Source organism: Blastococcus sp. KM273128 (genome assembly GCF_021698975.1).
GTDB lineage: Bacteria > Actinomycetota > Actinomycetes > Mycobacteriales > Geodermatophilaceae > Blastococcus.
This window is the reverse complement of record NZ_SSXA01000054.1, coordinates 1-18,874: the sequence shown is the minus strand read 5'-3', so window position 1 is coordinate 18,874 and position 18,874 is coordinate 1. Positions and strand designations below refer to the sequence as shown.

Here is an 18,874-nt window from a genome sequence, read left to right as displayed (position 1 = left end):
GGCAGGCGCCCCCACCCGACGTGGTTCGTGTGCGATCGAATCGACGGATGATCAGCCGTGACCTGACGTGGTCGCGTGCCGCGCTGGGCGTCACCCTGCTCTGCCTGGGGCTGTTCGCCACGGGCGTGGGGCCTCGCCCGGCCGGCGAGGTCTGGGCGCTCGTGTACGACCTGGGCTTCTACAACGCCGTCTACGCCGGAGCGGCCTTGGTCTGCCTGCTGACCGTCCGCCGCTCCCGAGCGGACCGTCTCGCCTGGTCAGCACTGGCGGTGGCGATCCTGCTGGGTCTCGTGGGCAACCTGGTCTACTCGCTGGTGATCGCCCCGCTGGACGAGGAGCCTTTTCCGTCGGTCGCCGACCTGTTCTACCTCGGCTACTACGTCCCGCTCTACGTCGCGCTGCTCGCCTTGATCCGGGCCAGGGTGACACGATTCCACACGAGCATGTGGCTCGACGGCGTCGTGGGGGCCCTCGGCGCCGGGGCCGTCGCGGTCGCGCTCATGCTCGGTCCCGCGCTGGAGCTGACCGACGGTGACACGGCCGCCGTCGTGACCAGCTTGGCGTACCCGATCGCCGACGTCGTGCTGCTCGCCCTGCTCGTGGCCGTGGGCGCCATCCTCGGCGTCCGGCGGGATCGCACGCTGCTGCTGCTGGCGGCGGCCATCGTGGCCAACCTGGTCGGGGACATCGTCTTCCTCGACCTGGCCACCCAGGGCATCTACATCGAGGGCGGCCTCCTGGACCTCACATGGCTGACCGCCGTGACCCTCATGGCGGTGGCCGCGCACAGCGGCCGACGCCCGACCCAGCACCCCGCGATGACCACCACCCGTGTCGGCTGGCGCGTGCTCGCCGTCCCGCTCGCGTGCAACGTCGCCAGCCTGCTCGTGCTGGGGCTCGACGCCGGCAGCCGCTTCAACCCGGCAGCCGCGTGGCTCGCCGTCGGCTGCGTCCTCTCGGCACTGGCCCGCGTGGCCGTTACCTTCCACGAGGTGCGCGCCTTCAGTCGGGTCAAGGAGGAGGCCAGGACCGACGAGCTGACCGGTCTGCCCAACCGCCGGGCGCTGTACGAGCAGGTGACGACGGCACTCGGGACCGCATCCGCCTCGCATCCGGCTGCGCTGCTGCTGCTCGACCTGGACGGCTTCAAGCACGTCAACGACAGCCTCGGCCACCACGCCGGCGATCACCTGCTGCGCCAGATCGGACCGAAGCTGCTGCCCGCGCTGCGCGGCGGCGACCTGCTGGCCCGCCTGGGCGGCGACGAGTTCGCCGTCCTGCTGCCGGACGCCGATCTCGACCAGGCCCGAACCCTCGCCGAACGACTGCACGAACTGGTCCGCGAACCGGTCACCGTGGAAGGCATCCGGTTGCACGTCGGCGTGAGCATCGGCGTCGCCGGCGCGCCCGTGCCCGCCGCGACGGTCGATGAGTTGATGCGCTGCGCCGACGTCGCGATGTACTCGGCCAAGTCGGCTCGTGCAGGTGTGCACGTCTACGTGCCCGATCCCACCACGGGCACCGCGGACCGGCTGCGCATCATGGAGGACCTGCGGACGGCGCTCGAGCGCGGAGACGAGATCGAGGTGCACCTGCAACCGCAGGTTGACCTGCGCGAGGGCGCCGTCGTCGGCGCCGAGGCTCTCGTCCGGTGGCGCCACCCCGTCCGTGGGCTGCTCGCGCCGGCTCAGCTGCTGCCCGCCGCCGAGCAGGCAGGACTGCTCCGGCCGCTGGCCGACACCGTGCTGGAACTCGCACTCTCCGCCGCTTCGGACTGGTGGCCGGAACAGGAGGTGCCGGTATCAGTCAACCTCGCCGCCGCGAACGTGACCGACCTCGACCTGCCCGGGAAGGTCGCCCAGGCGTTGGTCCGCCACGGCCTCCCCGCCCGCGCCCTGACCCTCGAGTTGGTCGAGGACACCCTCATGACCGACCCCGAGCGGGGCCAGCGGGTGCTCGGCGAGCTGCGCAGCCTGGGCGTGCGCACGTCGATCGACGACTACGGGACGGGGTACAGCTCGCTGGCCTATCTCCGGAACCTGCCCGCCGACGAACTGAAGCTGGACCGCAGTCTCGTCCTGGACGTGGGCACCGACGCCAAGGTCGCAGCGATCGTCCGGCACACCGTCGCGCTGGCCCACGAACTGGGGATCTCGGTCGTCGCCGAAGGTGTCGAGGACGACGGGACCAGGGCGGTGCTGGCCGGACTGGGCTGCGACACCGTTCAAGGCTTCGCGATCGGGCACCCCATGCCGGTCGTGGACTTCCGCGCCTGGCTCGCTGCGCGGCCGTCGACCTTGCTGGACGCATTGCCGAGCTGACCGACTCAGACGAGCGATGCGTCGCGCGGGGTTGGGCGGGGCGTGAGCGCCGTCGCGGAGAGCCGCAGCCACCGCGGGAGCGCCCGGCAGGCCTGCGGCTCCCCGCGCAGCACCAGCTCCCCGGAGCGCACGGCCTCGGACCACGTGACGTCCCCCCGCCACACCCGCGTCAGCGTCCGCAGCGAGCTCTCCACCGCCACCCGCACCGGGAACCCGGGGTCGACGTCGCAGACGTCCACCCCGTCCGCGGCGACCACGAGCCACCAGCGCCGCGCGACCGCCAGCTCGGGGAAGCGGAACGCGATCACCGTGCGGCCGTCCGGTACCGCCTCGGTGTCGACGTTGCGGCGGACGTCCCACAGCAGCAGGTGCGGGTCCAGGTCGGCGTCACCGAGCTCGGGGATCCACCGGATCCCCCAGCGGCCGAGCGCGTCGACGATCGGCTCGAGCTCGCGCCCGGACTCGCTGAGCCGGTAGGTGACGCGGTTGCCCTCCTCCCACCGCTCCACGACGCCGGCCCGGACGAGCGTGTGCAGCCGTTTCGACAGCAGCGCCGGTGACATCCGGGGCAGGCCCCGGCGGAGGGCGTTGAAGTGCCGGCTGCCCAGCATCAGCTCGCGGACGACGAGCAGCGTCCACCGCTCGTCGAGCAGCTCCATGGCCTTGGCCACCGGGCAGAACTGGCCGTACTGCGAGGGCATGGCGGGCACCTCCCGACGTCCCCGTGCGGTGCCGACGCTAGGACGGCGGACGGCATCCCGGAAGGGGCGCAGGCCGCGGTACAGAAGCAGTACCGGTGCGGTTCAGATCCAGCACTGGAGCGGGCGCCGCCGACGGCGGGACGGTGACGAGGTCCGCGTCCCCGCCCTCCCAGGAGGCTCCCATGACCACCACCGCCCCCGGCCCGGCCGGCACCACCCCCGTCGTCACGGCCCCGCTCGCCGCGGGCCCCACGCTCGCCGACACGGCCCCCACCGTGCTGGCGCTGATCGCCGGCTACGTCGGTCACCGGACCGTGGCGATCGGCCTGCGCGCCGGCCTGCTGGAGAGGCTCGCCGAGCACCCCGGCGCCACCGCCGACGAGCTCGCCGACGCCCTGGCCCTCGACCCGTCCTACGTCTCCGTCTGGTGCCGCGCGGCCCTGGGCGCCGGCGTCGTGGAGCGCTCGGGCCCCGGCTTCCGGCTCGCCCCGAACATGGCCACGCTGCTGCTCGACGCCGGATCGCCGGCCTACGTCGGCGGGGTGTTCGGCGTGCTCGAGGCGCACGAGGTGTTCGGCCGGTTCGAGCAGGTGCTCGCCAGCGGCGAGCGGATGTGGTGGGAGGACACCAGCCCGGAGTGGATCGCGGCGGTGTCGGGCACCGGCACGCCCTTCTACACCCGGCTGGTCCCCGGTGGGCTGGAGCGGGTGCCCGGCCTCGCCGCGGAGCTCGACGCGGGCTGCCGGGTGGCCGACACCGCGTGCGGCGCGGGGGTGGGCCTGGTGCGCATGGCCACCACGTACCCGCGCTGCACGTTCGTCGGCGTCGACGGCGACCGGCACTCGCTCGACCTCGCCCGGGCGCGCGTGGACGCCGCCGGGCTGGGCGACCGCGTGCAGCTCGTGCACAGCGCGCTGGAGGACATGGAGCTGGATCCGCCCGCGCGCGTCGTCGTCAACAACATCTCCATGCACGAGTGCCGCGACATCGACCGGGTGGCCCAGAACGTCGTGGCCGCGCTCGAGCCGGGGGGCTGGTTCGTCATCTCCGACTTCCCGTTCCCCGACACCGACGAGGGGTTGCGCACCGTCCCCGGCCGCATCATGAGCGGCATCCAGTTCTTCGAGGCGCAGATCGACGACCAGCTGCTGCCCCGGAGCGCCTACGACGACCTGCTGACCCGCCACGGGTTCACCGACCTGGGCTCCGTGCAGCTGACGCCGATGCACGCGCTGACCCACGGCCGGCGACCGTAGGCCGCGCGGGTGGCGTCTCAGCCCAGCTGGGGCGCCACCTCGCCCGCCACCAGGTCCAGGTGGTCGAGGTCGGCGAGGTCGAGCACCTGCAGGTACACCCGCTGGGCCCCCGCCTCGGCGTAGCGGCCCAGCACCTCGACCGCCTCCGCCGGGGTGCCGGCGACGCCGTGCTCGCGGAGCTCGTCGACGTCGCGGCCGATGGCCGCCGCACGGCGGGCCAGCTCGGCCTCGTCCCGGCCGACGCAGAGCACCAGCGCCGAGCTGAACACCATGGACGACGGGTCGCGGCCGGCCTCCTCGCAGGCCTCCCGCACCCCGGCGAAGAGGCGGGCGTTCTCGTCGGCGGGCATGAACGGCACGTTGAACTCGTGCGCGTAGCGGGCCGCCAGCCGTGGGGTGCGCCGCTTGCCCCTCCCGCCGACGAGGACCGGCACGCCGCCCTCCTGCACCGGCTTGGGCAGCGCCGGCGAGCCGGAGAGCTGGTAGTGCCGCCCGTCGAAGTCGAAGGTGCCGCCCACGGGCGTGCCCCACAGCCCGGTGATGACGGCGAGCTGCTCCTCGTAGCGGTCGAACCGCTCCCCCAGCGGCGGGAACGGGATGCCGTAGGCGGTGTGCTCCGCCTCGAACCAGCCCGAGCCGATGCCCAGCTCCACCCGGCCACCGCTCATCGCGTCGACCTGGGCGACCGCGATCGCCAGCGGGCCGGGCAGCCGGAAGGTGCCGGCGGTCATCAGCGTGCCCAGCCGGATGCGGCTGGTCTCCCGGGCGAGCCCGGCCAGCGTGACCCAGGCGTCGGTGGGCCCGGGCAGGCCGTCGCCCCCCATGGTCAGGTAGTGGTCGGAACGGAAGAAGGCGTCGAAGCCGGTCTCCTCCGTGCGCCGGGCGACGGCCAGCAGGTCGTCGTAGGTGGCGCCCATCTGCGGCTCGGTGAAGATGCGCAACTGCACCGCCGGACCGTAACCAGCGCCACGCCCGGCCGCTCGACCGGCCGCCCCCTCGGGGTGTGCGCACCGGCCGGACCGGGCAGGATGGCCGCCAGACGATCAACTCGGAGGTGCAGCTCGTGTTCCGCAAGAAGACGCGCGGCGAGATCATCAGCGCTGAAGTGCAGGAGGGCCTGTCCCACCTGGGGACGGCGGTGACCGAGGCAGGTCGCGCCGCCGCCGAACAACTCGCCCCACGCGTGGAGGCCGCCCAGCGGGCCGTCGTGCCGAAGGTGGCCGCCGCGGCCGCCGTCGCCGCCCCGGCCGTCGCCTCCGCGCGCGACACGCTCGGCCCGCGGGTGGAGTCCGCCCGTGACGCCCTCGGCCCGCGGGTGGAGTCCGCGCGCGACGCCCTCGGTCCCCGCTTCGACGCCGCCCGTGAGGCCGCGGCGCCGAGGGTGGCCGCCGCGGTGCTGTCGGCCCAGGCGGCCGCCAACCGTGCCGCCGCCGACCTCGGCCCCCGCGTGGAGGCGGCCCAGAAGTCCCTCAGGGAGGACGTCGGCCCCCGGCTGACCGCGGCGCAGGCCGCGGCGCTGGCCTACGCCACCCCGCGGGTGGTCGCGGCCCGGGACGCGGTGTCGCCGGCGCTGGAGAGCGCCCGCGGCACGCTCGCCGCCGGCGTCGACAGCGCCCGCAGCGAGATCGACGCCCGCCGCGCCGAGCTCGCGGCAGCGGCCGCGGAGTCCTCCCGCAGGGCGCGCAAGGCCGCGAAGAAGGCCCGCAAGGACGCCGGGAAGAAGCGCAAGGAGTTCGAGAAGGCGGCGCTGGCCACCGCCGCCGCCGTCAAGCGCCGGGCGGGCGTGGAGCCCGAGCCCCGCCGCTGGCCGTGGGTGTTGGCGCTGCTGGCCGCGGGTACCGCTGCCTTCGTCCTGCTCCGGCGCAGCAAGCAGGAGTCGTGGACGCCCGCTCCGGCCGGCGACGGCCCGGTGCCCAGCTACCGAGAGGACCCCGTGCCCAGTTCCCCGAGTTCCAGCGGCTCCGGCAAGACCGTGTCCACGGCCGACACCACCGGCGACTCCGCACCGCCGGAGTCGGACATGGGCGTCCGCGACGCGCAGTTCGTCGACGGCGACGGCGCCGACAGCGCCAGCGAGGACATCACGAACACCCCGGAGCCCTTCAGCTCCGGCGGCGGTGCCACGGAGGGGCCGACCGCAGGCCCCGACGAGCGGCAGGTCTGACCGCCGACGACGCTCTCCCGCCGCAGCCCCCGCCGCCTCGCGCGACGGGGGCTGCGGCGTCTGCGCGGGTACGGTGGGGATCATGAGCGAGGCGCCGGTGCGGAACCCTGAGCAGACCCCCGTCCAGGACTCCCGGATCGAGCCCGCCGGCCGCAAGCTGCTGCGCCTGGAGGTGCGCAACAGCCAGGTCCCGATCGAGCGCAAGCCCGAGTGGATCAAGACCCGGCTGAAGACCGGCCCCGAGTACACCGAGCTCAAGTCGCTGGTGCGACGCGAGGGCCTGCACACCGTCTGCGAAGAGGCCGGCTGCCCCAACATCTACGAGTGCTGGGAGGACCGGGAGGCGACGTTCCTCATCGGTGGTGACCAGTGCACGCGGCGGTGCGACTTCTGCCAGATCGACACCGGCAAGCCCGCCGACTTCGACGCCGACGAGCCCCGCCGGGTGGCCGAGAGCGTCGCCACGATGGGCCTGAGGTACGCCACCGTCACCGGCGTGGCCCGCGACGACCTCCCCGACGGCGGGGCCTGGCTGTACGCCGAGACGGTGCGCCAGATCCACGCCCAGCTGCCCGGCTGCGGCGTCGAGCTGCTGATCCCCGACTTCAACGCCGACCCCGACCAGCTGGCCGAGGTGTTCTCCTCCCGGCCGGAGGTGCTGGCCCACAACGTGGAGACCGTCCCGCGGATCTTCAAGCGCATCCGCCCCGGCTTCCGGTTCGAGCGCTCGCTCGCCGTCATCACTGCCGCGCGCGAGGCCGGCCTGGTCACCAAGTCCAACCTGATCCTGGGCATGGGCGAGGAGCCGCACGAGGTGCGGGAGACCATGCAGGCCCTGCACGACGCCGGCTGCGACCTGCTGACCATCACGCAGTACCTGCGCCCCTCCCCCCGGCACCACCCCGTCGTCCGCTGGGTCAAGCCCGACGAGTTCGTGCAGTTCCAGAAGGACGCAGAGGAGATCGGCTTCCCGGGCGTGCTGGCCGGGCCGCTGGTGCGCAGCTCCTACCGCGCCGGCCGGCTGTACCAGCAGGCGATCGAGGCCCGCGGGCTGACCCCGACGATCTGAGCGCCACCCGCCCCCGCCACGGGCTCGCGAGTGGCGGGGGCCGGCGTGGCCTTCTTCTATCCTTGGCGTCATGGCGCGCAGCAAGTCCTCTGACCCCACCGCTCCGGGCGGCTCCGCCGGACGCACCCCGAAGGACGGTGGCCGGGCCTCGGGGGCGACCGCCGCGAGCTCGGGCAAGGCCGGCAAGGCGGGCAAGGCCCCGAAGCTCGACAAGAACGGCCAGCCGAAGGTCGGCCGCCTCAAGAAGATGCGCAGCCAGGGCAGCATGATCAAGCAGGCCTACGGCCTGACCCGGCGCAACGACCCGAAGCTCCCCTGGATCATGCTGATCGCGTTCGTCGTGGTCGCCGCCGTGGTCGAGCTGATCGGCATCCTGCTGAGCGCGCCGTTCCTGTTCATCCCGCTCGCGCTGCTCTTCGGCGCCCTCGCGGCGCTCATCGTCTTCGGGCGCCGCGCCCAGCGCTCCGCCTACACGCAGGTCGAGGGCCAGCCGGGCGCCGCGGCGTGGGTGCTGGAGGGGATGCGGGGCGACTGGCGGGTCACCTCCGGCGTCGCCGGCACGCCGCAGCTGGACGCCGTCCACCGGGTGCTCGGCCGGCCGGGCATCGTCCTGGTCGGCGAGGGCTCCCCCGGCCGGGTGCGCGGCCTCATCGCCCAGGAGAAGAAGAAGATCGCCCGCGTCGTCGGCGACACCCCCATCTACGACGTGACGATCGGCGACGACGAGGGCCAGGTGCCCCTGAAGAAGCTGAGCACGCACGTGATGAAGCTGCCGCGCAACCTGAGCGCCGCCGAGGTCAACGCCCTCGGCCGGCGGATGAGCGCGCTGGGCGGCCCACGCATGCCGGTGCCCGGTGGCCCGCTCCCCGGCGGCCGGCAGATGTCGGTGAGCCAGCGCCAGGTCCGCCGCCGCTAGCCGCACGCGTTCCCCGAGGGCTCCGTCCGACACCGGACGGGGCCCTCGGCGTCCTGCCGCCCCCACCCGCGCACCTGCCGCACCTGCGCACCCGGCGACGATCAGCGTCCCTGATCGTGCAGCGTCCTCCCTCACCGTGGGCGCTGAGGGAGGACGCTCGATGATCAGGTTCCCTGATCATCGATCCGACGGCCTCACTCGAGGACGACGGCGGTGCCGGTGAGCCGGTCGTGCAACCCTCGGCCGTCGCCGTCCACCAGCAGAGCGGGCACCAGCAGCACGAGCAGGGCGGTCCGGACCACGGCCCGCCACGGCGCGAGCCGGGCGTGCGGCGTCGGGTGGGCCAGCCGCATCCCGAGGACCTTGTGCCCCGGCGTCTGGCCGAACAGCACCAGGGTGACGACGGTGAGCACGCCGAACACCAGCAGGCTCCAGTTGCCCGGCCCCGCGGGTGCGGTGAAGGCCCAGGCGATCAGCGCAGAGGCGAGGGCGTCGACGAGGTAGCCGCCCACCCGCCGCGTGAACGGGGCCAGCGAACCCGGGCCGCTGGACGGCAACCCCAGGGAGGCGCCGCGGGCGGGTGCCTGAGAGGGTTGTCCGGCATCACTGACCATGACAGCCAGCGTAATGACAGGGCCACGCGCGTTCCGCGCCTGAAGGGTGGCCACCGCCCGCGACACGCCCAGGGCGTTGTTACCGCCCCGAAACACTCGGGACACGGTGGGGCAACTCCCCGCTCGTAGCGTGCCGTTCGGCAATCCGCCCACACCCGGAGGATCGATGTTCAACAGTCCCGACGAGGTCGCCGCCTACATCCGCGACAACGACGTCGAGTTCGTCGACGTCCGCTTCTGCGACCTGCCCGGCGTCATGCAGCACTTCACCATCCCGGCGTCGACGTTCGGCGAGGACACGTTCTCCGACGGCCTGGGCTTCGACGGCTCCTCGATCCGCGGGTTCCAGGCGATCAACGAGTCGGACATGCTGCTGCTGCCGGACGCCAACAGCGCGTTCGTCGACCCGTTCCGCAAGCACAAGACGCTGAACGTCAACTTCTTCATCCACGACCCGATCACGCGGGAGGCCTACAGCCGCGACCCGCGCAACGTGGCGAAGAAGGCGGAGGCCTACCTGGCCGCCAGCGGCATCGCCGACACCGCGTACTTCGGCCCCGAGGCGGAGTTCTACGTCTTCGACTCCGTCCGGTACGACACCTCGATCAACGAGGGCTACTACCACATCGACTCGGAGGAGGGCTCCTGGCGGAGCGGCGCCGCCACCGAGCTCGGCGGCGGCCCGAACCGTGGCTACAAGGCCCGTCCCAAGGGCGGCTACTTCCCGGTGGAGCCCTACGACCAGCAGAGCGACCTGCGCGCCGACATGATGAAGAACCTCATCGGCGTCGGGCTCGAGCTCGAGCGGGGCCACCACGAGGTGGGCACCGGCGGGCAGGCCGAGATCAACTACAAGTTCGACACGCTGCTGCGGTCGGCCGACAGCCTGATGCTGTTCAAGTACGTCATCAAGAACACCGCCTGGGCCCACGGCAAGACCGCGACCTTCATGCCCAAGCCGCTGTTCGGCGACAACGGCTCGGGCATGCACTGCCACCAGAGCCTCTGGAAGGACGGGCAGCCGCTCTTCCACGCCGAGACCGGGTACGCCGGCCTCTCCGACACCGCCCGCCACTACATCGGCGGCCTGCTGGCCCACGCCCCGTCGCTGCTGGCCTTCACCAACCCGACGGTCAACAGCTACCACCGCCTGGTGCCCGGCTACGAGGCGCCGATCAACCTGGTCTACTCGGCCCGCAACCGCTCGGCCTGCCTGCGCATCCCGATCTCCGGTGACAGCCCGAAGGCCAAGCGCATCGAGTTCCGCGTGCCCGACCCGTCGGCCAACCCCTACCTCGCCTTCTCGGCGATGATGATGGCCGGCCTCGACGGCATCAAGAACATGATCGAGCCGCCGGCGCCGATCGACAAGGACCTCTACGAGCTGCCGCCCGAGGAGGCCCTGGGCATCGAGAAGGTGCCCGCGTCGCTGGACGCCGCGCTGGACAACCTCGAGACCGACCACGAGTACCTGGTCGACGGCGGGGTGTTCACCCCCGACCTGATCGAGACGTGGATCGACTACAAGCGGGCCAACGAGATCGACCCGATCCGCCTCCGCCCGCACCCGCACGAGTTCGCGATGTACTACGACATCTGATGTTGTCTAGGCTCTGACCTGCGGTTTTGCTGGGTCACGCACCGCCAGTCCGCACACAGTCCGCACGAGCCGCCAGCACTGCTCCCACGGCGGCTCGTGCGGACTCGTCGCTGTCCGGCCACAGGTGGCCGTAGGTGTCCAAGGTCGTCTTGGCCGAGCCGTGTCGGAGCCGGTGTTGGACGACCTTGACGTCGAGGCCGCTGCCGATCAGCAGCGAAGCCAGGTAATGCCGGAGGTCGTGGAAGCGGAACTCCTCCGGTAGCCCGTCGACCTTCGGCCGGGCCGCTCGCATCGCGCGTTCGATGGCCCAGGTCGAGGACTGCCGCCCAGCGCCGTCCGTGACGACGTAGTCGCCGCCCCACCTGGCCACCGCAGCGGAAAGCTCGAGCGCCAGCTCGGACGGTATCGGCAGCGGCGTCCGGCTGGTTTCGGACTTCAACGGCTCGCCGTCCCGCTGCTGCACCGGCCTGACGATGCCGCGCATGAAGTCGACGTCGGCCACCCGCAGGCCGACGGCCTCGGCGGTCCGCAGACCGACGAAGGCACCGAGCAGGATCGCTGGTCGCAGGTGCTCGCCGACGGCATCGTGCAGAGCCCACACCTGCTCGGTGGTGGCGACGTAGGGGCGGGGCTTGCCGGCGCCCGGAGTCGTGCGCCGGGAACAAGGGCTACGCGCCAGGATGCCGTCATGGACGGCGTCGCTCATCAGCTGCGACAGCCGGTTGTGGAGCGCGTAGACGTAGCTGTCAGCAAGGCCGTCAGCCTTGAGCCTGGCCGTCCATGACTTCACATCCGACGGGCGCACCGCAGCCAGAGGACGGTTGCCGAAGGCGGTCGTGATCTGCGCGATGTGCACCCGCGCTTGTCGGACGGTTCTGGGACGTCTGCTGGCGTAGCCGGACAGCCATGTCTCGCACCACTCCCCGACCGTCGTCTTGACCGCGGTGGGGTGCACGTACGTGCCCCGGACCATCTCGGCCGTCTGCTCGTCGAGCCACCGCTGCGCGTCTCGCTTCAGCGCGAAGGCCTTGGTGACCTCACATCCAGAGTTATCGCGGAAGTGCGACAGGTAGCGCAACCCCTTGCCGTCGCGCGCAGTGGGAACGAGCTTCCCGGTCGCGCGGTCCATCCTGCGCCAGCGGTCGATCACTACGGCCATCGTTCAATCCTCCTGCTGTTGCGGGCGCCGCTGGACGTCGACGACGGATGCGGGTGTCCGAGCGACGGTGCACTCAGGTGCCGACACAACACCTTTGCCAAAGTCGACCGGCGCCCGTAGCCGTGCTGGACGTCGATCCGGTCGTGCAGATCGTCGATGCGGTGGAAGATGCGGCGACCGACGCCGAAACTTTGCGGTCCGGTGCCGAGGTGCCGCCAGGTCGGTCTGCGCCGTGACTCGAAAGTTCTGCTCATCGCGGAACGCTCCGGTCCGGGGCACGCCGGCGAGAGAGGGAGGGCACGTCCTCGGATCGCGTGACATGCCCGGCCCCGGGCGACACGATGTTGCGGCTCTCGGCCCTCCGTGCGGCGGCGCGGTCTGCGTCGCGGCCGGCGCCCCAGGTGTCGTGCTCGCGGGCAAGCCGGTGGGGCGGCAGGGCGCGCACGGCCGGTTCGGCGGTCAGCGCGGTGATGTGGGTGCGGGCGTTGGTCAGCTGCTGGAACCTGTCGACGACCTCGCGCTCAAGGTTCGTCAGCAGCGCTACGGGGTCCGAGGCGAAAGCGAGCGGTCCCAGCGGGGTCAGTCGCTCGTCGCGCCGGTGACGGGCCTCGGCCAGGGCACGCCGCGCCTCCTCGGCGGTGTGCCGGGCGGTATCGGCAACCGCATGCAGCTGCGCCTGCTCCGGATGGCGGTGCTCGGCGGTGCGGCGGGCGGCGGTATCGAACGCCTGCCACAGCGCGGCGCGGTCGTCGTATCCGTCGGCCTCCTGGGCGAGCTGGGTCGGGTCGGTGGGCAGGTCGGGCCGATGTGGGCGCCATCGGTCGGCCCAGCCGGTCAGCTGCTGGCTGGCGCGGGCGACGGCGGCCCGGCGCAGGTGCAGCCGGCCGGGCCCGTCGAGCACGACCCGGGCCGCGACGCGCGCGGCAGGGCGTTCGCCGTCCCAGGCGGTGAGCAGGCTGTCGCGGATGCGGTCGGCCTCGGCGGCGACCGCCCTCGTACTGGCCTGGGCCGTCTGCTTCGCCCGCTCGGCGACAAGCGCTGTCTGCCGCCACTCGGCGTCGAGTCGGGTGAGCTCGCCGGCGTGACCGGCCTCTTGTGCGACGACTTGGCGCAGGGTGTCGCGCCACGGCTCCAGCAGGGCCAGTTGGTCGGCGCAGCGCTGCTCGACCGACCACGCCTGGTGCAGCTCGGCCAGCACCTGCTCCAGTGGACGGGGGCTGGCGTAGGAGGCTGCCTCGGCGGCAGCCTGCTCCGCGGCGTGCGCGGGGCCCAGGTCGGCCCGGTCGCGGGCGAACACCGCGATCCACTGCTCCCGCGCCTCGTCGGCGTCGGCGGCCACGAGATGGGCGATGTTGACCTGCCGGCCGCGAGTCATCCCCACGTAGGCGCCGGCGGCGCCGGTGGACTCGCCGATGACCAGGTGGGCGGCGGGAACGGTGTCGCCCTGGACGCCATGCGCGGTGCTGGCGTAGGCCAGCTCCACATGGGCGGTGACGTAGTCGGCGGGCAACGTCCGCTGCCGCGACCCGGCGGGGGTGACACCGGCGGAGGTGACGTTCCCCCCGGCGCGGGCGGCGGGGGTGACAACCAGCCCGCCACCGCCGTCGACGGTCGTGACCGTCCAGGTGTCGCGGTTAGCCACGCCCAGGTCGCGGTCGTTGCGGCGGGTGGCGACCCGGTCGCCGACGCCGATCCGCTGACCCGCCGCGGTGACGACGACCCGGGTGTCCTCGACCCGGCGGTCGGCGACCAGCCGCTCGCGGACGGCGGCGTTGAGGGCGGCGGCCTGCTCCCGGGTGTCCACCACCACCACCGCCACCGGCTCACCCTCCGCGGAGGAGCGAGTCGCGGTGTCGGCCAGCTCCTCCCGCATCGCCGCCGCGTCGGGATGCAGCCGGACCTGGCCGCGTGCGGCGAGTGCGTCGAACACCGTTCCGGGGTCGGTGCCGGCGCGCATGGCCAGCGTCAGCTCGGCGTACTCCGTGTCCGCGACGGTGAACCCACCGTCGGTGCGGATGAAGCGGTGCACCCGGTCCAGGGTGAGCACCGCGGTCGGGTCGACGGCACGGACGGCCAGTTCCAGTACGCCGCCGCGGCCGACCGCGGTCAGCTGCCGCCGGTCACCCAGCAACGCCACCCGCACTCGGCACTCGTCAGCGACGGTGAGCAGGGCGCGGGCGGTGTCCTGGTCGAGCATCCCCGCCTCATCGACCACCAGCAGATCCCCGGCGCGCAGCCGCGCCTCCTCCTCGGGGCCGGTGTGGACGCTGCCGGTGACTGGGTCGGTCTGGCCGGCGGCGAGGCGGGTCCAGGCGCCCTCGTCGGTCCAGCGCCAGCCGTGCTGGTGCACCAGCCACGCCACCGAGCCTGCGTCGGCGCCGACCTCTTGCTGCACGACCTGGGCGGCCTTGAGCGTCGGGGCCACCACCGTGAGCCGTTGCCCTTGCTCATCGAGGAGGGTGCGGGTGGCGGTCACGGTGGTGGTCTTGCCGGCGCCGGCGGCGCCCTCGACCACCACCAGCTGCCGGTCGCCGGCCAGCGCCGCGACCGCGGCGGCCTGTCCGGCATCCAGCTGATGCACCTGGGCCAACGACTCGGAAGCTGAGGTCGGCCCCCTACCGGGCGGGATGGGCTCGTCCCGAAGCCGTGACAGGTCGGCGTCGGTCAGGTCGACCCCAAGCCCGGCGGCGCGGTCGGCCAGCCGGACAGTCAGCTCGGCCTCGACATCGAGCACCTGCCGGCATGTCAACGCCCGGATGTGCTCCGGCACGCCGTCGCGGTCCAGCAGCGGAACGCACCGGACCAGAGCGCGGGCGGTGAGGTCCTCGGCCAGCTCGATGCGCACCGCCGACTCTGCCACTACCCCGGCAGCAGCGATCAGCTGCTCGACCTCGCCCCGGACATCGGCGGCGTTCCACGCCGAGCGGCCGGCGGCTAGCCGTGCCAGCACCCGGCCGACCGCCCCGTCGCGGTCCAGCGCGCCGACCGGCGTGGGTGCCAGGTCCACCGGCCGGTCGCGGTCGCGATACCCGAGGGCGGTCAGCTCGCCCATCCACCGGGCGGTGAGGTCCTCGCCGGGCTGAGGGGTGACCTTGTCGGGGCGGCCGTCGGCCCAGGCGCGGGCGTCCCAGGCACGGCGCAGCGCCGGTCCCGGCGTTTCGCCGGGGTGCGCCGCGGTCCATTTGGATTCGTAGCGATCCACATTCCGAGCGATCTGTGTCGCGCGGGCGCTGAACGGCCCGACGACGTTCGACATCTGCCGTATTTCACCGTCGCTGTCCAACGTGTATCCGTGCGAGGCGAGCGCGCCGCGGAATTGCGGGTCGCAGGCGACCGCGGCGTGCCCGATCCCGTTTATCGCCGCGAGAAAGTCGCGCACGGCGACGGTGTGCAGCCCACGCCATTTCTCCGTTGCGAACACTCGCGCGTTGACCTGCAGATGCAGATGCCGGTGCGGATCACCGGCGCGGGAGGTGTAGTGCCGCACGGTCACCGCCTCCAGCACCTCGACCGGCACCTGCACCTGGCCGCCCCGCGGGCCGACCCGGGTGGTGGCGTGCTCGGCGAGCCAGCCGATGAGCTGAGCGGCGGCGCGGTCCTGCGCCGCGTCGTAGGCGGCGGCGACATCCGGGTGCAGCGCCGAGGCCAACGACCACGACTTCGGCCCGTTGACCACCACCTCGACGAACCGGACCGCCCGTTCGTCGCTGCGCAGCCACCCACGCGACTCACCGGTGTCCGGGTCCTGGCCGGCCACCCAGGTTTCGTAGCCGCCCCCGGCCAGCGGCGCCAGCTCCTGCACCCGGCTGTCAGGGCCGGTGGCGTAGCGGCGGGCCAGCCCGATGCCCTCGGCCAGGTAGTAGTCGTCCGCCCGCCCCCGGTCCGCATCCAGGTAGCAGCGGGCCGCGGCCGGCGAGCCGCCATACACCTTGATCCCGCCGCGCATTGTCAACACCGCCCGACAATGGCCAACACGTCACCCCTAGAAACGGCGAAAGGCCTCGCGAAGCGGGGCCCGAACGTTCACCGAAGGTAGCATTCGTGCCGTTCTTTGGCGAAGGCCTGAGCTTGCCCGGGAAAGGCTGGAGTGGCGGGCGTAGAGTCGTCGCGGGCGCCATGGCGTTGGCCGTTTACGGCGATTGCCGACTGAGAGCAGGTCGCGTTCTTCCCGGCTATAGGTGCTGATGGCGATCGGCTCCGCGATGTACCGGCTCGCGTCACGCGGCCCCCTGCGACACGGCGGCGTGGATGTTGAGCGGCTGCCGGACGACGAGGCTGCGACCGTCCGGCAGGGTGTCCCGGTTGTCCTCCCCGTGCGGGAAGGGGCACCGGGCGGGTCTTACGGGACGGCGGACGAGGGGCACCTGCTCTGTCCTGCGGTGTTCCCGGTTGGGGTTCGGCTTCCGGGACCGGTAAGCGGGTCGCCGGAGGCGAAAAGCTCGAGCGCGGGTCATGCTCAAGTCGGTGCACGGCATATGCCTTGATCGCTGCGGAGAGCCAGGACGGGAGCTGGGGGTCCACGACCTCGACCATGGCGCGCTGCTGGGGGTCGTCGATCACGAGGTCGCCGAGGCCGTGGTACGCCGCCGCGTCGGCCGGCCACAACGCGGTCACCCCTCGGTGGTGCTCGGCGAGGAGGTCGAGCGCTTCATCGTCGTCCGGCGCGACGCCGCGGGTGCGGGCATCTGACATCTGGGCCAGCAGGCGGCGCCCGTCGGCGGCGGCGCGCTCGTGGTCCTCGCGGCTCCAGTCGGCCGTGACCTGCTCGGCTGCGTCGAAGTGGTCCCGCACGGCTTCGCCGTAGCGGCCGACGAGCTCCTCACGCAGGCGCTCCTTGTCCGCGGCGAAGCCGGCGAAGAACTCCTCGTCGCTCATCGTCCGGTCCCCGGTCAGGTCGGCGATCGTGCGGTCGATGGTGGCGACGATGCGGTCCAGCCGGTTCCGTTCACCGATCAGCTGCTCGCGGTGCTGTCGCAGTGCGGTCAGTTCGTCGGCCTCGCCGTCGACGACCTCGCGGATGCCCGAGAGTGGAACGCCGAGCTCCCTGAGGAGCAGGATGCGCTGCAGGCGCAGCAGCTCGCGGCGTGCGTACCAGCGGTAGCCGTTGGCGGAGATCCGCGACGGGGTGAGCAGTCCGATGTCGTCGTAGTGCCGCAAGGTGCGGGCAGAGATCCCGGCCATCCGGGCGACCTGACTGATCGAGTGCTCCACGGTCACGACGGTAAACGCTGGACCTTCTCGCTACGTAAACTTCTAGCGTCCGCGTATGCCCGTTCACCAGCCCTTCACCATCCGCGATGTCCGGATCTTCGACGGGGTGCACCCGCTCGAGGCCACCTCTCTGCGCGTCGTCGGCGGCCGCATCGACGCGATTGGAACACCATCCATCGCCGCGTCGGGTGACGCGGTCATCGACGGGGGCGGCGGGACCCTGCTGCCGGGACTGATCGACGCCCACGTACACCTGCTCCCGGGGTGCACCCAGCTGGCGGCGACGTTCGGCGTGACAACGGTGGTGGACCAGTTCAGCAAGCCCGAGGTCATCGACCCCGAACGGGCCGCGGTAGCCGCCGCCGACGCCGGGCAGGGGCCCGTGCGGGCGGACCTGCGCACCTCCAGCATCGGCGCCACGGCCCCGGGCGGTCACCCCACCATCGCCTACTCGCCCCTCCCTTACGTCACCGGTCCCGCCGACGCGCTGCCGTTCGTCGAGGACCGGCTCGCCGAGGGCGCCACCCACCTGAAGGTCATCTACGACGACGGCTCCGGCGCCATGCTCGACATCCCCTCCCTGGAGGCGGCCACGATCGAGGCCCTGGTCGCCGAGGCGCACCGCCACGGCCTGCCCGTGGTGGCACACGTCTCGACCGCCCGCGGCGCGGTCACCGTCGCCCACTGCGGAGTCGACGTGCTCGCCCACGCGCCGTTCGACCGGATGACCGACGCCGAGGTCCGCGACGTCGCGCGCGCGGGTGTCGCGCTGATCGCGACGCTGTCCATCATCGACGGCTTCCCCGGCCCGGACGGGATGATGCCGCTGCTCACCCAGCCGGAACTGGCCTCCCGGCTGACCCCGCGGTGGCGCCGGGTCCTGGACGGTCAGTCCCGGCGGTGGATGCCGCCGCAGGCGCCCGACGGCACCGCGGCGCGAGAGAACACCCTGGCCCTGTTCGAGTCGGGAGTGCGCGTGCTCGCCGGCACCGATGCACCCAACCCCGGCCTGGTGCACGGCGCGAGCCTGCACCGGGAACTGCAGCACCTGGTCCGAGCCGGCCTGCGACCGACCGACGCGCTGACCGCGGCAACCTCGGCCCCGGCCGACGTGTTCGGCCTGGCCGACCGCGGTCGACTCGTCGCCGGGGCGCAGGCCGACCTGGCCCTCCTCAACGGCGATCCCACCGCCGACATCACCGCCACCCAACGGCTGCGGCAGGTGTGGGTCCTCGGGCGTGAGGTCGAACCTGAGGCGTACGCGGGCAGCCCGGCCGAGCGGGAGGGGGTCATCTGGCTCCGCGACTCCACCACCAAGATCGTCGAGGCCATCCAGGAGACGTGGCCCGGCATCCCCACCCCCGAGGATGTCCGCCGCGACGAGGACGGCGAGCTGCTCGGTCGCGTCGTCCCCACCTCCGGCGGCTGGCAGGCCGTGACCACCTTCGGTGCCCCTCTCGGCGACGTCAGCAGCCACGACGAGGCGCTGGAGACCGTGCGCGCACTCGGCCTGTCCTGTCTGGCCGAACCGTGGTGGGTGTGCCCCCTCGGCGAGCACGAGTGGCAGGAGGCCAGGCTGATGGAGGTCCACCCGGACCGTGTCCGGCTGCGCTGGACCGACCCGATGGCTGACCAACCACCATCCGGCCAGTGGTTCGACCTCGACGACCTGGACCTGGCGCTCGAGCCGCCCGCTGAGCTCCAGCGCCACTGACGCAGCCCGGGTGGGTTGGACGGTGACCTGAGACCCGGACAGGCTCGGTCTGAACCGTCACGGGTTCGGTGCCGCTCTCACACGGGCCGCGGCTCCGGTTGGGACGCGGTGATCGCAGCGTAATGAGCCGCTTCGTGCTCGGCTGGTGG

At 72.7% G+C, this 18,874-nt stretch carries 13 protein-coding genes; 7 read left to right on the top strand and 6 right to left on the bottom strand.

The features are described 5' to 3' along the window. Positions 1-47 precede the first annotated feature (47 nt). Complete coding sequence (locus E9529_RS15105; protein ID WP_236831975.1) at positions 48-2,321, top strand: bifunctional diguanylate cyclase/phosphodiesterase; 2,274 nt, start codon at positions 48-50, stop codon at positions 2,319-2,321. A gap of 5 nt (positions 2,322-2,326) precedes the next feature. On the opposite strand, the gene E9529_RS15100 is transcribed toward E9529_RS15105, so the two are convergent. Then, on the bottom strand, positions 2,327-3,022 hold the full coding sequence (locus E9529_RS15100) for a helix-turn-helix domain-containing protein (protein ID WP_236831974.1): 696 nt from the start codon (positions 3,020-3,022) through the stop codon (positions 2,327-2,329). A 182-nt stretch (positions 3,023-3,204) separates the two neighbouring features. On the opposite strand from E9529_RS15100, the gene E9529_RS15095 reads away from it, so the two are divergent. Then, entirely contained in the window at positions 3,205-4,278 is a 1,074-nt protein-coding gene (locus E9529_RS15095; RefSeq protein WP_236831973.1) for a methyltransferase domain-containing protein, read from the top strand. 17 nt (positions 4,279-4,295) lie between these two features. Here the strand turns inward: E9529_RS15095 and E9529_RS15090 are convergent, their stop codons facing one another. Continuing rightward, positions 4,296-5,225 (bottom strand): LLM class F420-dependent oxidoreductase, encoded by a 930-nt coding sequence (locus tag E9529_RS15090; RefSeq protein ID WP_236831972.1) that lies wholly within the window; start codon positions 5,223-5,225, stop codon positions 4,296-4,298. Positions 5,226-5,281: 56 nt separating this feature from the next. Here E9529_RS15090 and E9529_RS15085 point away from each other — a divergent pair, with 56 nt between their 5' ends. The 3 genes from E9529_RS15085 (at position 5,282) to E9529_RS15075 (ending at position 8,427) form a co-directional block, all read left to right on the top strand. Then, a complete protein-coding gene (locus tag E9529_RS15085) occupies positions 5,282-6,442 on the top strand; it encodes a hypothetical protein (protein ID WP_236831971.1) in 1,161 nt (386 codons plus the stop codon). Positions 6,443-6,524: 82 nt separating this feature from the next. Then, the gene (gene lipA, locus E9529_RS15080) at positions 6,525-7,511 is read left to right on the top strand and encodes a lipoyl synthase (protein WP_236831970.1); all 987 of its coding nucleotides are present in this window, start codon (positions 6,525-6,527) and stop codon (positions 7,509-7,511) included. A gap of 70 nt (positions 7,512-7,581) precedes the next feature. Next, on the top strand, positions 7,582-8,427 hold the full coding sequence (locus E9529_RS15075) for a DUF4191 domain-containing protein (RefSeq protein WP_236831969.1): 846 nt from the start codon (positions 7,582-7,584) through the stop codon (positions 8,425-8,427). Between the two features lie 194 nt (positions 8,428-8,621). Here E9529_RS15075 and E9529_RS15070 read toward each other — a convergent pair whose 3' ends face one another. Beyond that, on the bottom strand, positions 8,622-9,041 hold the full coding sequence (locus E9529_RS15070; protein WP_236831968.1) for an RDD family protein: 420 nt from the start codon (positions 9,039-9,041) through the stop codon (positions 8,622-8,624). A gap of 166 nt (positions 9,042-9,207) precedes the next feature. Between E9529_RS15070 and glnA the strand changes: the two genes are divergently transcribed. After that, positions 9,208-10,641 carry a type I glutamate--ammonia ligase gene (glnA, locus tag E9529_RS15065; RefSeq protein WP_236831967.1) on the top strand — a complete coding sequence of 478 codons (1,434 nt, stop codon included), beginning with the start codon at positions 9,208-9,210 and terminating at the stop codon, positions 10,639-10,641. A 34-nt stretch (positions 10,642-10,675) separates the two neighbouring features. Here the strand turns inward: glnA and xerC are convergent, their stop codons facing one another. The 3 genes from xerC to E9529_RS15050 all read right to left on the bottom strand — a co-directional run bounded on the left by xerC (position 10,676) and on the right by E9529_RS15050 (position 17,011). Beyond that, entirely contained in the window at positions 10,676-11,800 is a 1,125-nt protein-coding gene (gene xerC / locus E9529_RS15060; protein ID WP_236831966.1) for a tyrosine recombinase XerC, read from the bottom strand. Positions 11,801-12,050: 250 nt separating this feature from the next. After that, positions 12,051-15,746 (bottom strand): MobF family relaxase, encoded by a 3,696-nt coding sequence (gene mobF / locus E9529_RS15055; RefSeq protein ID WP_236831981.1) that lies wholly within the window; start codon positions 15,744-15,746, stop codon positions 12,051-12,053. Positions 15,747-15,823: 77 nt separating this feature from the next. Next, positions 15,824-17,011, bottom strand: a complete 1,188-nt coding sequence (locus E9529_RS15050; protein WP_236831965.1) for a MerR family transcriptional regulator — start codon at positions 17,009-17,011, stop codon at positions 15,824-15,826. A 55-nt stretch (positions 17,012-17,066) separates the two neighbouring features. Here E9529_RS15050 and E9529_RS15045 point away from each other — a divergent pair, with 55 nt between their 5' ends. Then, entirely contained in the window at positions 17,067-18,725 is a 1,659-nt protein-coding gene (locus tag E9529_RS15045; RefSeq protein ID WP_236831964.1) for an amidohydrolase family protein, read from the top strand. Positions 18,726-18,874 lie beyond the last annotated feature (149 nt).

Bases quoted from the DNA above. Each gene is read 5' to 3' on its own strand.
- E9529_RS15100 (WP_236831974.1), bottom strand. From the start codon at position 3,022: ATGCCCTCGCAGTACGGCCAGTTCTGCCCGGTGGCCAAGGCCATGGAG.
- lipA (WP_236831970.1), top strand. From the start codon at position 6,525: ATGAGCGAGGCGCCGGTGCGGAACCCTGAGCAGACCCCCGTCCAGGAC.
- mobF (WP_236831981.1), bottom strand. From the start codon at position 15,746: ATGCGCGGCGGGATCAAGGTGTATGGCGGCTCGCCGGCCGCGGCCCGC.
- E9529_RS15070 (WP_236831968.1), bottom strand. From the start codon at position 9,041: ATGGTCAGTGATGCCGGACAACCCTCTCAGGCACCCGCCCGCGGCGCC.
- E9529_RS15095 (WP_236831973.1), top strand. From the start codon at position 3,205: ATGACCACCACCGCCCCCGGCCCGGCCGGCACCACCCCCGTCGTCACG.
- xerC (WP_236831966.1), bottom strand. From the start codon at position 11,800: ATGGCCGTAGTGATCGACCGCTGGCGCAGGATGGACCGCGCGACCGGG.
- E9529_RS15105 (WP_236831975.1), top strand. From the start codon at position 48: ATGATCAGCCGTGACCTGACGTGGTCGCGTGCCGCGCTGGGCGTCACC.
- E9529_RS15075 (WP_236831969.1), top strand. From the start codon at position 7,582: ATGGCGCGCAGCAAGTCCTCTGACCCCACCGCTCCGGGCGGCTCCGCC.
- glnA (WP_236831967.1), top strand. From the start codon at position 9,208: ATGTTCAACAGTCCCGACGAGGTCGCCGCCTACATCCGCGACAACGAC.
- E9529_RS15045 (WP_236831964.1), top strand. From the start codon at position 17,067: ATGCCCGTTCACCAGCCCTTCACCATCCGCGATGTCCGGATCTTCGAC.